The sequence below is a fragment of the Gemmatimonadaceae bacterium genome (assembly GCA_035633115.1).
Taxonomy (GTDB): Bacteria; Gemmatimonadota; Gemmatimonadetes; order Gemmatimonadales; family Gemmatimonadaceae; genus UBA4720.
Genome location: DASQFN010000011.1, coordinates 1 through 13,333 on the forward strand (window position 1 = coordinate 1; position 13,333 = coordinate 13,333).

General features: G+C 62.7%; 11 protein-coding genes. 7 read left to right on the plus strand and 4 right to left on the minus strand.

Translation table 11 applies throughout. The annotated features are described in order from the left end of the window. Positions 1-329, minus strand: a 329-nt coding sequence (locus VES88_01015) for a YebC/PmpR family DNA-binding transcriptional regulator (protein HYN80054.1), incomplete at its 3' end; no start/stop codon positions are given. 28 nt (positions 330-357) lie between these two features. Further along, the gene (locus tag VES88_01020; GenBank protein HYN80055.1) at positions 358-780 is read right to left on the minus strand and encodes a hypothetical protein; all 423 of its coding nucleotides are present in this window, start codon (positions 778-780) and stop codon (positions 358-360) included. A 61-nt stretch (positions 781-841) separates the two neighbouring features. On the opposite strand from VES88_01020, the gene VES88_01025 reads away from it, so the two are divergent. From VES88_01025 to VES88_01055, 7 genes are all read left to right on the plus strand, one after another. Beyond that, positions 842-2,410, plus strand: a complete 1,569-nt coding sequence (locus VES88_01025) for a response regulator (GenBank protein ID HYN80056.1) — start codon at positions 842-844, stop codon at positions 2,408-2,410. Between the two features lie 47 nt (positions 2,411-2,457). Further along, positions 2,458-4,245, plus strand: coding sequence for an ABC transporter ATP-binding protein (locus VES88_01030; protein HYN80057.1), 1,788 nt, complete (start codon positions 2,458-2,460; stop codon positions 4,243-4,245). After that, positions 4,246-5,388, plus strand: coding sequence for a glycosyltransferase family 4 protein (locus tag VES88_01035; protein ID HYN80058.1), 1,143 nt, complete (start codon positions 4,246-4,248; stop codon positions 5,386-5,388). A gap of 3 nt (positions 5,389-5,391) precedes the next feature. Continuing rightward, positions 5,392-6,165, plus strand: a complete 774-nt coding sequence (locus VES88_01040; protein ID HYN80059.1) for a glycosyltransferase family 2 protein — start codon at positions 5,392-5,394, stop codon at positions 6,163-6,165. Positions 6,166-6,310: 145 nt separating this feature from the next. Beyond that, positions 6,311-7,279, plus strand: a complete 969-nt coding sequence (locus tag VES88_01045) for a hypothetical protein (GenBank protein HYN80060.1) — start codon at positions 6,311-6,313, stop codon at positions 7,277-7,279. A 220-nt stretch (positions 7,280-7,499) separates the two neighbouring features. Continuing rightward, positions 7,500-10,637: an amidohydrolase family protein gene (locus VES88_01050; protein HYN80061.1), complete on the plus strand. Its 3,138-nt coding sequence runs from the start codon at positions 7,500-7,502 to the stop codon at positions 10,635-10,637. Between the two features lie 794 nt (positions 10,638-11,431). Further along, a complete protein-coding gene (locus VES88_01055; protein ID HYN80062.1) occupies positions 11,432-11,713 on the plus strand; it encodes a type II toxin-antitoxin system Phd/YefM family antitoxin in 282 nt (93 codons plus the stop codon). A gap of 434 nt (positions 11,714-12,147) precedes the next feature. Here the strand turns inward: VES88_01055 and VES88_01060 are convergent, their stop codons facing one another. Together VES88_01060 and VES88_01065 are read right to left on the minus strand one after the other, a co-directional pair. Next, positions 12,148-12,498, minus strand: coding sequence for a hypothetical protein (locus VES88_01060; GenBank protein ID HYN80063.1), 351 nt, complete (start codon positions 12,496-12,498; stop codon positions 12,148-12,150). Between the two features lie 189 nt (positions 12,499-12,687). Further along, positions 12,688-13,293 (minus strand): DUF1326 domain-containing protein, encoded by a 606-nt coding sequence (locus tag VES88_01065; protein HYN80064.1) that lies wholly within the window; start codon positions 13,291-13,293, stop codon positions 12,688-12,690. Positions 13,294-13,333: the final 40 nt, after the last annotated feature.

The following is a 13,333-nucleotide window of genomic DNA, read 5'->3' on the forward strand; positions in this document are numbered from 1 at the left end:
ACGGTGCGGTTCGCGTTGTCGGTCAGCGCGAAGATGAGGATTGCAACGCCGCCCGGTCCGTATCCCTCGTAGGTGACCTCGGCGTACTCAACCCCTTCCAGCTCCCCGGTGCCCTTCTTTACCGCGCGCTCGATGTTGTCCTTCGGCATCGAGGCGGCCTTCGCCGCTTCGATCGCAGTGCGAAGCCGTGGGTTTCCCGTGGGATCGCCGCCGCCCAGTTTGGCGGCCATCGTGATCTCGCGGATGAGCTTCGTGAAGTGCGCGCCGCGCTTCGCGTCAGTTGCCGCCTTGTAATGCTTGATCTGCTTCCACTTGCTGTGACCAGCCATGTTCTATGAGGAGTTGTTTGCGGAGTGTTTAGCGGCGATGAAAAGGCGGGCACTTGAACTCGGTCGAGTCGTGAGCGAGCTCGTCTATCAACACCCGCATCTCGGTAAACGATCCTTCGTCCAGATGTACCGATGCTATCAGCAGAAGGTTGGCGAGCGCCTGCGCCGCCACGACATCAAGGCCTTCGGCGGAGGCGTCAATCGCCGCTCCCGCGGCGGCCTTCAGCACCGGCGGCATCGACATCGACGCCAGCCATTGCCGCGCGCCCGCGGCACGGCGACCGGCGTCGGCGGGTACGAAGCTGAATGGCGGGAGCAGGCCCGCGCCAAGTCTCGCGGCCACGAAGCATGCGAGCGCGATCTCTCTGTCTCCGCCGAGCGAAGCGTGCCCAGCGTGCGACGCGAGCGCGCGGAAGCGAAAGCTCGACGGCGCGAGAGCGAACGGTGGCATGTGTCCGATCACCCCCGGAATCTAGGCATTACACAGGCACCCGGCTACATTCTCAAAACCAATGGCACCAGTCGCAAAATCCATCCTTTGGGTGGACGACGAAGGAGAGCTCCTCGAGTCGCATCGCATCTTTCTGCGGTCCAAGGGCTACGAAGTGGAGTGGGCGAGCAACGCCGACGATGCAGTCGAGATGCTGCGGCGCCGGCCATTCGACATCATGCTGCTCGACGAGCAGATGCCGGGCAAGCGGGGCCTCGAGGCCTACCGCGACGTCCGGGAGCTGGCTCCGAACCTCCCCGTCGTGATGGTCACCAAGAGCGAAGAGGACGCGACGCTCAAGGAGGCCATTGGCGCCAACATCCGCGACTACCTCGTAAAGCCGATCAATCCGCGCCAGGTGCTGAGCATCGTGACGCAGATTCTCGAGGGCCCGCGCATCCGGCAGCAGGCCATCGCGCGCCGATTCGTCGAGCGGTTTCGTGCGATCGAGCTCGAGCGCGACAGGAATCTCGACTGGCGAGGGTGGATCGATCGCTTCGATGAGCTGATGAGATGGGACGTCGAGCTCGCCGCGGCAGGTGAAACGGGGCTTTACGATTCACTCCGCGGCCTCTACCCCGACATGCACCGCGAATTCGCGGCTTACATGCACGAGAATTATCCGGTGTGGCTGAAGAACCTGGAAGGAAATCGCCCACCGCTTTCTATCGACATCATTGGCGAGTTTCTTCTCCCGGTTCTGCAGCGCGACCGCGCGGCGGTTTTCATCGTCGTCGATTGTCTGCGGCTCGATCAGTGGAGAGTCCTGGAGCCGCTTCTCGCACCCTGGTTCGAGACCGAGACGACGCATTACTTCGCCGTGCTTCCCACAGCGACTCCGTACTCCCGAAACGCACTCTTCAGCGGTCTTTTCCCAGGAGAGATCGCCGCTCGCCTGCCCGACTGGTGGGGCAACGCGGACCGCGAGGACGAATCACTCAACGCGCACGAGCGCCAGCTCCTGGAGAATCATCTTGTCGAGCTGTGCGGACCGACTCCCGTGCGCTACCAGAAGATCTCCACTGCATCGAATTCCGACGAGCTCGAGCGTCACCTCGGCACCGCGATCGGCAACGAAGGCGTGAGCGCGTTCGTCTTCAACTTCGTCGACCTCCTCACGCACGGCCGCAGCGAATCGCAGATCCTCTACGAGGTCGCGCGCGACGAGATTGCGCTTAGACAGATCACGCGGCAGTGGTTCCAACGGTCGGCGCTGTTCAGTGTCCTCAAGGAAGCGTCGCGGCGGAAGATCACCGTGCTTCTCACCACCGATCACGGCTCGATTCATTGCAACACGCCGGCGACGGTGTTTGCAAAGCGGGACGCGACGTCGAACCTCAGGTACAAGTTCGGCGAAGATCTGCGAGCGGAGCGGCCGGAGCAGGCGCTGTGCTTCACTAACGCCGACGATCTTCGACTTCCACGAAAGGGCTCCGGCGCCAACACGCTGCTCGCTACCGGAGACTGCTTTTTCGTATATCCGACGAAGCTGAGGGAGTATCAGAGCAGGTACCGCGGGTCGTTCCTCCACGGAGGCGTGACGCCAGAGGAAGTCATTCTCCCGCTCGCGCTGCTGACACCCAGAACGTAGTGGTCTTCAGGCGTCTAGCGCCTTTCGTTCGGCCGCATGCGTGGCGCATGGGGGGCGCCATCGCCGGAAATATCGGGGCGGCATTGCTCGACGCGTTCTCGCTCGCGCTGCTCATCCCGTTCCTCAATACGCTGTTCAACCAGCCGCCGATAAATCTCTCGGCGGGCGGATTGTCCAGCCTGCTGCGCGCGACAGTCGGAATGCTGCTCGATCCATCGGACAAGATGGGCTCGCTGCGCAATGTGATCCTGATCGTGCTCGCCGTCGTCGTCCTCAAGAATGTTCTTGTGTGGCTCGCGGGCCAGCTCGGCGCAAGTCTTCAGGAACTCGTGACGCGGGACATTCGGAATGCGATCTACGCGCATCTCGCCCATCTGCCTCTCTCGTACTTCGCCCGAACAAAAACAGGACAGATCCTCTCGCGCGTCATCACCGACACGGCCGAGACGCGCCTGATACTGACGCAGCTCGTAACCCAATCTCTGCAGAGTGGTGCGCTCGTCCTGAGCTACATCGCCTTCCTCTTCCTCATCTCCTGGAAGATGACGCTCATTGCGCTCATTCTGCTGCCGCTGCTTGGTGCGGCGATGCAGCCGCTCCTGACGAAGCTTCGCGCGGGCAACAGACGGCGCGGGAACCAGCACGGCGAGATGACGAGCGTGGTGCAGGAGACCGTCAGCGGAATCCGCCTGGTGAAATCGTTCGGCGCCGAAGCTTACGAGGAGAGTCGCTTCCGCGAAGCGAGCGACCGGTACGCGTCGAGCAGCGTGCGCCTCACACGACTTTCGTTCCTCGCGGCGCCCGTTACCGAGATCGTCGGCACTTCGATGGCGGTGCTGCTGCTGTGGCTCGGTGCCCGGCAGGTGCTCGTGGAGAGGGCAATGTCGGGCGCAGATCTCATCGCGTTCCTCGTTTACGCGCTGCGGCTGTTGCAGCCGCTGAAGCAGCTTTCGCAGATGCCCACGACGGCGCAGTCTTCGCTGGCCGCGGCGGAGCGATTGTTCGAGATTCTCGACTCTCCATCCGAAGAGCAGACCGATGCCGGAACTCTGGACAAGGCGACGTTCGAGCGCGAAATCGAATTCGACGACGTGACCTTCGCGTACGATGGGGCGCCGGTGCTCTCGAATATCAGCTTCAAGGCAATAAAAGGCGACGTGACCGCACTCGTGGGTCCGAGCGGAGCGGGCAAGACGACACTCGTCGATCTTATCCCTCGCTTCTATCCGGTTCCGGCGGGACGGATATTGCTCGACGGCGTCGACACGAGCCGAATCCGTCTTTCGGCCCTCCGCGGTCTCACGGGCATCGTGAGCCAGGACACAGTTCTCTTCAACGATACTGTTCGGAACAACATTGCCTACGGCGCCAGCGAGCGATTCAATGACGCGCAGATCGAGGCAGCGGCCCGTGCGGCAAACGCACATCCGTTCATCGAGGAGCTTCCGAACGGCTACGACACTGTGCTTGGCGAAAGGGGCACGCGTCTCTCGGGTGGACAGCGGCAGCGCATCGCGATTGCACGAGCCTTGCTCTGTGATCCGCCCATTCTCATTCTCGATGAGGCTACCTCGGCGCTTGACACCGAGTCGGAGCGTCTGGTGCAGGAAGCGGTTGACCGGCTGCTTCGCGGGAGAACGGTGTTCGTGATTGCGCATCGCCTATCGACGATTGTTCATGCAGACCAGATTCTCGTCCTCGACAGAGGCAGAATCGTCGAGCGTGGAACGCACACGAGCCTGCTCGCGGCTCGGGGTGTATATCATCGCCTTTATTCGATGCAATTCGGCAGCATGCCGCAGTCGCTCGATTCACTCGCTTCATCACCTGTTTAAGTGCACATCCTCTTTCTTCATTTCGCGCGTGAATGGTCGGGGACGGCGCGGGCGTTCTCGGTTGCTGCGCGCGGCTTGGCTGCGCGCGGCCACACGGTGCGGTTCCTGGCCGAACCCGACAGCAGCGTAGAGCAATCCGCGACGCGAATGGCGACCGTGGCGTCGAAGCTCGGGGGTCTCGATCCACAGGCTCAGACCAAGGTTGCTCCGTTCGAAGTCGTGCATTTTGAGGGCGAAGGGTCGTCGCTCGGCGTTGGGTGGCGGCTCAGGAATCTGTTTCGGAGCTGGGACGCGGACGTTGTGTTCGTCAGCACGGAGCGCGAGCACGTCATCGCGTCGATCGCGTGCTGGCTTGGGAGGCGTGGCTCCGTAGTGAGGCGAACGCCTGCGGGCCGTACGCTCGAAATGGGGCTGGGCGGAAAGATCGCATCGTGGCTGACGCGGACTGCATTTCTGTTTGCTGACGAGAGCGCCGCCAAAGTCGCGAAGGTACCGCGGCGTGCCGGAAAACCGATCGTGGCGATGCTCGGTGTCGACGCGACGAGGTATCCCGAGCGCACGAACGGCGCGAGCGCGGAAACCGCCGAGGGTCTTGGCATTCGCTACATCATCTGCGTGTACGACCAGACATCCCGCGGCCGTGCGGCGACCGCGGTCAGAACGGTGTCGATGCTTTCGCCCCGACATCCGTATCTTCGCCTGATGATCTTCGGGCCTGGCTCGGACAGCGAGGACCTCCGCATGCAGGCAGCCGCACTCGGCGTTCTGGACCTCGTGAGCTTCCTGGGCGAGCGCGACGATCATCTGCTTCTCATGCGCGATGCCGATCTTGGGTGGGTTGTGGCCGAGGCTGATACGGCCGCATACGGGATTCTCGATCTGATGGCACTCGGAGTTCCGGTAATTTCCGCCGAAGGGACGGTCGCCGAGGCGTACGTGGCGAACATGATCACGGGCACTCTGATTCCGCCGGACGACGCTGCAACCACTGCGGCTGCAGTCGTGACGCTTCTGACGAATGAGGAGCAGCGAACGGCGATAGGAGCCGCAGGCCGCGCGCGGGTTGCGCGCGAGTTTCCGGAGCAGGCGATGGTCGAGGGATTCGAGCAGGCAGCGAAGGCAGCAGGTAGCCCCCGCCGTTAGAAGTTGAGCGAGAGGGAGGGGGGAGGAGGGTCAGTCCCCGTATCAGTGGTGATCGCGGCGCGCGACGAGGCCGCGAACATCGAGGCGTGTGTCTCGAGTGTGAGCTGGGCTCGCGAAGTCATCGTCGTGGAGAACGATTCGTCGGACGACACGGTGGCACTCGCGCAGCGTTCGGGTGCGACGGTGATGTCGCATCAATTCACGACAATCGGTGCGCAGAGGAATGCGGCGATCGAGCGCGCTGCGTCTGAGTGGATACTTGCAGTGGACGCCGACGAACGAGGCTCGCCTGCATTGGGTGAAGAGATTCGACGCGTCGTCGCCGGTCCCGACGCGCACGAGGCCTACCGAGTGCCGCGCCGCAATTTTTTTCTCGGCCGCGAAGTAAAGCATGGCGGATGGGCGAGCGACCGTCCGATTCGTCTCTTTCGTTCGACCCTTCGCTACAACGCGAGCCGCGTTCACGAGCATGTGGATGTCAAAGGAGCGATCGGTGAGCTGAGTGAGCCACTCGCGCATTCCACCTACACTTCGCTCGACGACTATTTCGAGAAGCTGGACCGTTACAGCAGGTGGTGGGCGCAGGATCGGCACGAGCGAGGCAGGCGTGCCGGGCCGTTGTCGGTGGTGTTTCGACCTCCCGCGCGGTTCGTGAGTATGTATTTCTTACGCGGCGGGTGGATGGACGGTGCAGCGGGGGCGGTGCTCTGCTCCCTGGCCGCAGCAAGTGTGATGGCCAAATACGCGCGTCTCTGGGAGTTGAGCGCGAGCGACTAAACGGAGATCCGCGTTTCTTTCTCCCAGCTCCGGGGCGCGCCGGGAGCTCCGATTCTGCTTTCGTGGTGTTTTCATGGCCCGAGGCATCCGGCGGCCATGGGTGAGGTAGTTGGTTGCTGTGTTCGACAACAAAGCGAGGTGCCAAGTGCGATCCTTCTTACCTGTGCTAGCCATCTTCGCCTTCGTATCCGGGCTCAATGGTCAGCAGCTACCCGACAGTACCTTTCGCTTTAAAAATGATCACGCGGCGTTCTCGCCGGGCGCTGGCCCCTCAATCTGTGTAGACGCCGCGCATCATAATTTCCACACGCTTGAAGGCCGGTACTATTCCTTTGGCAAGCTCGTTCGCGAGGACGGCTTCCGCACAACTTCCCTTAAAGCACGTTTAGATGAGGCTGTGCTTTCTGACTGCGCTGTGATCGTCATAGCGAACGCGTTGGCAGCGCCGGCCGAGGAGCGCGGTGCAGACTTGAACGCGCCTGCATTCCGGCCCGGCGAGATCAATCGAATTCTGGAGTGGGTGATCGGCGGAGGACGGCTTTTCCTCGTTATCGACCATGCTCCGTCCGCGGCGGCAGCAGCAAACCTGGCCGCTGCTATTGGTGTGCTGCCATTGAATGGAAATGCCAGCTACCGCATGTTCGGCGAACTTCCAGACGCGGCCATCCGTGCAATCATCGAGCAACACGGCATCACCGCTGATTCAATACGGCGTGTATTGGGTCCTCTCGGGTCGCTCGGCGACCACGCAATCCTCCGAGGCAGACCGGGCGTCGACCGGCCTGTGCGCACCCTCCTCACGTTTGTCGGTTCTGCGCTCTATCCAGCTGAAGACGTGCGTTCCTTACTTGAAGTGCCAACCCGATCGAAAGGAACGGTCTGGTTGACTGGACCGTCTCGGCCACACTCGCCGCGCTACCCACTTGAACGCTGGCTGGTCGGCGGCGCCCGCGAAATGGGTGCGGGGCGTGTCGTCATATTGAGCGAGGCAGCCATGTGCTCGGCACAATTAGCAGGTCCCGAGCGGAATCCAATGGGCATGAATGATCCTCTCGCTGTCGATAACGCGCGCTTCTGCCTGAACGTGATCCGATGGCTTGCCGGTGTGATCTAGATCGGCGAGAACGCTGGCCAACGATCGGATGAAGCTGGCGCGTACGACGCGAGGGCTCTATCGAGAATAGCATGGGCCGCGCAGCTTACCCTTAAAACATTAGCCAGACAAGTCACATTGCGCATACCCCGTGTCGTACCGCTGCGCTCTCGTCATCGAAGACTGGCGCACGCAGGGCAAGACACAAGAAGGTATCCAACATCGGGAGGAGCCACCCACCATGCTCGATTCTGAGCTGACCACGCCACGCGCAGCCATGATTCTGCTGCTCGCGGGTACGCTCGCCGGGACAGGCGCACTCGAAGCGCAGTCACCGACAAGCAGTACGGCTGTGGCGGGAACCCAACGGCGGGTCTCTTTCACCACGAGCGAAGGAACGAGCCTCAACTTCGACATATCCCCGGACGGACGCTGGATCGTGTTCGATCTGCTGGGCCAGTTGTGGCGCATTCCGGCGGAGGGCGGCGAGGCCGTGCGACTCACCGACGCAGTGGCAGACGCGGCCGAAGATGTTGATCCGACGGTCTCACCGGACGGCCGCTGGATTGCCTTTCAAGGGGATCGCAACGGGATCGAGGGTCTCTGGCTCATCCCGACCGGCGGAGGCGCACCTCGGCTGCTGCCCGGGACGGAAGCCAGCACAAGGATTCGTTGGAAGACCTACTTCCGACCGGCCTGGTCGCGCGACAGCCGACAGCTCGCCTTCATCCGCGACAACCTCTTGTTTCTACACAGCATCGATCGCGATAGCACAGCCCAACTAACCCTGCAGCAGCCGTCTCTAGGTACTCCGGTGTGCATCGACTGGGTGGCGGATGGGCAACTGCTGGCGCTCGTGCGGCCGCGGGGTGCGTCAGGCGGTGCGCTTTGGTTTATCGATCCCGGTAGCGGCCAGGCGCGCGAGGCGCCCGCCGGCGGACTGGCGCCGATCTCCACCGGACCCGGACTGATCTCGGCGTGCCCCACCAGCTCCCCGGACGGAAGCAGGGTAGCAGTATTCGTCGAGGACCCTGCCGGGGTGTTCCAGCTTCACCTGCTGCCGCTCGGCGCGGGCGATCCCCGGCGCGTGACGGATGATCCCGACGTGTTTCCCTCCCGCGTGCGCTGGACGCGAAATGGCAAGGAACTGCTCTACGTTGCCGGCGGACGCATCTACCGCGTGTCTTCTTCGGGCGGCGAACGCGTCGCTGTTCAGTTTAGGGCGACTGTTTCATTCGAGCGGGAGGAACGTGTGCTTCCACAGGTGCGATTTCCCGATCCTGGATCATTGCTGCCAGCCCGCGGTCACATGGGACTGGCGCTGTCGCCCGATGGCAGTCGTATCGCTCTCATGGCGCTCGGGCAGCTTTGGGTGTGGCCGGTTGGAGCCCGGCCGCGCTCGGTCACGGCCGTGCCAATCACAGCCGGCTGGCCGGGCTGGGCGCCCGATGGACGGGCAGTCGCATGGAGCGCTGGAGCTGAGGACCGGGCCGGAGCGTCAATTGTCGAGTTGTATGTCACCGACGTTGCCACGGGTCGAACGCGACAGGTCACGCGGTTGGGTGGAACGGCCTCGCGTCCATCGTGGTCGCCAGATGGGCGGCACATCGCATTCTATTACCGGCCGGCGAGAGGAAGCGCCGCAGCGCCAGCTGGTCCGCCATCCCATCTCGCCGTCGTGCCGGCTGACGCTGAAAACGTCAGTGACGTTGCCGCGCTGCAGGTCCTCCCGAACACGCCGATTCCATGGATAGCACCTGCACTCGCGCAGGAGCGGCCCGCCTGGAGCCCCGCCTCCAATGCGCTACTCTTTCACCAGCCCGGCTGCGCGAAGAGCTCGTGCATCTACGGCGGTCCGCCGAACGACGAGCTGCGCATTGTACCGCTGGCCGGCGAACCCATCCGCCTCGCTCCATTGACCGATGCCGCTACCTTCGTGCAGTGGGCAGCCGATTCGAGCCTCATCTTCGTTCGCGGTAACCAGCTTTGGCGCGCGGAGCTTCGCGACGGCTCGCTCGGAGACGCGATACGGCTCTCGGATGAGCCGGCGCTGTATCCGAGCATCGCGCGCGACGGCAGCATTCTATACCTCGGACTGGATGGGTATCGAATTCGCCGCGCCAACGGCCGCGTCACAACGCTCGGTTGGCCGCTCACATATCGCGTACCCGAGCCGTCGCCGATTCTTATTCGGAATGCAACCATCATCGACGGCACGGGTGCGCGGCCGCGCGGCACAGCCGACGTACTGATCGAGAAGGGACGGATCGCACGGATCGCGCCCGCCGGATCGATCCGCGCGCGGCGCGGCGCTGAAATCGTGAACGCCGAGGGTCGGGTCCTCATACCAGGTCTCATCGATCTGCATGTACACAACGGTCTCTCGACACTCGTTCCGCTATCACAGCTATACCACGGGATAACCACCATTCGCGACATGGGCGGACCTTTGGCTTCGCTGGTCGGTATCGCCGACGCCATCGAGTCTGGTACTTACGCAGGGCCGCGAATGGTGTTCGGCGGAGTACGCATCAATCCCGGTGCGCCGTTCGCCTTCACCGGTGCCGACATCCAGGGTACACGCAACCATGCGGAGTCCGAGCGTGCACTGCTGCTGGCAAGAGCGCTGGGAGCGTCCTTTGTGAAGATGCAGTTCCCGGCCCGTTGGTCGGCGGGCGCAGAGCTAGTTAAGCAGGCGCAAGCGCTCGGATTCAGAATCGGGGGGCACTGCGCCCAGCAGTTGCCACTTATCGCCGCCGGCATTGCGCAGGCCGAGCACCTGTCGGGCTGTGGTCCTCGCAGTCAGGGACCGCCGCAGGCCGACCTCATCACGCTGTTCCGACACGCCGGTGTCACGATCGTGCCCACGTTTCCGGTGTTCAGCGGCGCAATCGCAGCGGCTGACACGGCTGCTCTCGGTGCTCGGGATGTGGCGCCGTTCATTCCCCTTTCGGACCGGTCCAGCCGACCGGTCACGGTACAAGAGTTCTGGTACACGGCGCAACGCAAGCACAGGGCGTCCGTCGGTGCGCTATACGCCGGCGGCGTGCGCGTCGCGACTGGCAGCGATGCTCAGCATCTTCCTGGTGTGATTCATATCGAGCTGGAAGACCAAGTCGCAGCTGGGCTGCCGCCGCTCGCGGCGATCACCGCGGCGACAAGCGAAGCTGCAAGGGTGCTCGGCGCGGAAGCGGAAATCGGCACGGTGGCGGTAGGCAAACACGCGGATCTGATTCTGCTCGATGCCGATCCGCTGGAGAACATTCGCAACACTCGCAGAATCCGGATGGTGATCCAAAGAGGGCGGATCGTGGACCGCGACGCTCTCCTCCAGTCGGCGCGAGAACAGACCGAGCGCCATCCCCCCTTGCTGCGCTAAGAGTTTTGGCTGGTTCATGGACTGAAAAAGCCAGCCGATGCTGAATGTGATAACGCAGTTACAGATGTCCTGCATCGACAGGGCCGGCTAACATTCGGATGCAGCAGTCGGGCAGGCGACGCAACCAGGTTGATGGTCAGCACGCTTCTGCGGTGTCGAGTCAACGACGTTGGTATAGGCCCGCAGCTGATCCTTGATACGTTGATATGACTGGGCTGGTGTCAAGGATTCATCTCAGTACTGAGTAACACCATGGTCGTGGGACGACGTGGGGCCGAGGCAGCATCGACGATGAATCCTGCTGATATGCGCCGATTACAGAGTTGCCTCTGCAGCGCGGCAAGAATTGGATTCGTCGGGAGCTGGCTCATTCTAGCTCGGGGAGCGCGCCGGTGGTTCCCGTCAGAGGTTTAGGCCCGGGATCTGGTTGGATAACCGCTGGTAAGTGAATTTCGTCCCATCGGACCACTGGACGACTAGGCTATTTCCCGAGATCGCCGCGATGGCGGGGATCGTCGACCGCCTCCTCCCGAAGGATCGGGCAAAGCGATACGGAAGTGCAGCCGAGGTCGCTCTTGGAGCCTGTCTTTCAAGAGGTTCACAGTGATCCGCGGTTTGGCAACCTGAAGGAGCGGCTCGGAATTCCGCCGCGGTAGCGCCTTTTTTTTCTAGCCTTCGTGGAGCTGTTCGCCCCCCGTTGCTAAAAGTTATGCGCGCCTCAGACGCTTGCGTGAACGGAACCTAATCAGTACGTTATTCTGTACCGAAATCGTTTCCTGTTAAACGAAGCCGACATGCCAAAGCTGAAGCCGAGTCGGGATATCCAGCCCGTGACCGAATTCCGTGCCAATGCAGCGCAGTTCATTGAGCAGGTGCAGGAGACCGGCGAGCCTGTCATCCTCACGCAGCATGGCCGCAGTGCGGCGGTGCTTCTGGATGTCGAATCCTACGAATCGATGATCGACGAGCTCGCGCTGCTCCGCGACGTCCGAACGGCAGAGGAGCAGATCGCGGCCGGGAATGGTCGCAGTCACACTGCGGTAGCGAAGACTCTAAGGGGCCGTCTCGGCCGGTGAAGGTCATCTGGGCCGCGCTGGCAGAACAGCGTGCGCTCGAGGCGGTGGAGTACATCGCACAGGATCGACCACAGGCCGCCACCGCATGGCTCGAGGAGTTGATTGAACGAGTGGGCGCGCTCGACCGATTTGCACGCCGCGGTCGAGTGGTCCGCGAGATTGTAGAATGCACCGTGGACAGGCGGTTATTCCGCCTTATACCACGACGATCTGATCAACGCAGTCAAAGTGTCCCGGCGATCGCGCCAGCGGGCCGCTCAGTGGTGAAGAACACAATCTGAAAGTCGGGGCCATCCGGCTCTGTGGCGCCAAACAACGCCGCAGCAAGCTCGGAGGAGATGATCGTCGCATCCTCGGGGTCGATCAGCGGTCGCTGATCCCGTCGACCTCGCCGAACGCGACGAGGAGCGCCGGCCGCCCGTTGTCGAGATCGTTCATGCTCCACCCCGTGAACGTCTCGCCGCCGGGTTGAAGATCTGTCCTTTCCACGCGAGCGCGAACGTCCCGTCCACGTTCTCGGTGAGCTTGAACTGTATGTGCCCGTGCGGCCGGAGGTTCGGGTCGTCGATAATGTTGGGATCGTCGATCGCACGCAGCTGCACGTTGAAGACTTGCGGGCGATTGTCGATCACTACGATGGGGCTCGGGCGCAGCTGCGGCCCCTCGGTCGGAGCGAGGGGTTCAGAGCAACCGGAGACAACGGCGGCGGCCGCAATCGGGATCAATGCAAGCCGCCTCAGAAGGTGCGTGCCGGATACATCGAGCTCGGAAGCGCGATGAGACATTGGTACTCCTGCTGTTGGTGTCGGGCCAGAGTCCATGCTTGTCGCACAGTCCACGCTTCCGGATCGTCCGGGGACGGGCGCCCAACACCTGTTGACGCGGGGGCTCGGGCGCAAAGCGGACATGCATCGGCGAGAATGCGTGGCGATGCACCACGGCCCGGCGTCGCCGGGCAACGCGCAAATGGAGGGTTACGGCCCCGCGTAGCTGAACGGACCGAGCGCCATGTACTGGCCCGAGTGATCGTACTCGATTCCGTCACTGACGCGGAAGCGAGTGGTTGCGCCCAGCTCGCCGCTCTTGATGATGATTCCCTGCGGTAGAGTTATACCGGGAAACGATTCCGACCCCGTCACCGGATTTCGAATGGGGCCGCACTCGACCTCGACGTAGTCGCCGCATTTGATGCGAGTGTTGACGCCGTCGAACGCGAGCTCGTACACGACAGGGTAGGGCCCATGCACCTTGGGCCACGTCCAGGCCAGAATCCCCCATGGCCCGCCAACCTTTCCTCCGATGAGCTGCTCGATCGCCGCGCGTTGCGCAGCATCCGCTTGCTCATCTACAAGGACGAGCGCTTCACCGTTTCCCTCGTGAATCGCCGCGGGCCAATTGACGTAGACCGAGAAGCTCAGCCCGTCGAGTTTGACGTCGCCGTAGGCGCCCTCCTCGACGTGCCAGGTCCAGCCACCCTCGCATTTTCCCGTCGTGGGCCGCGCGTTGAAGTTACAGGGACAACCCCAGTCGCAGTTGCACGCTACGAGAACTTTTCCGTTGAGATGCCAGCTCTCTGCCATTGTCACCTCGCAAATGACGCCTGAACCAGCCACACTCCGG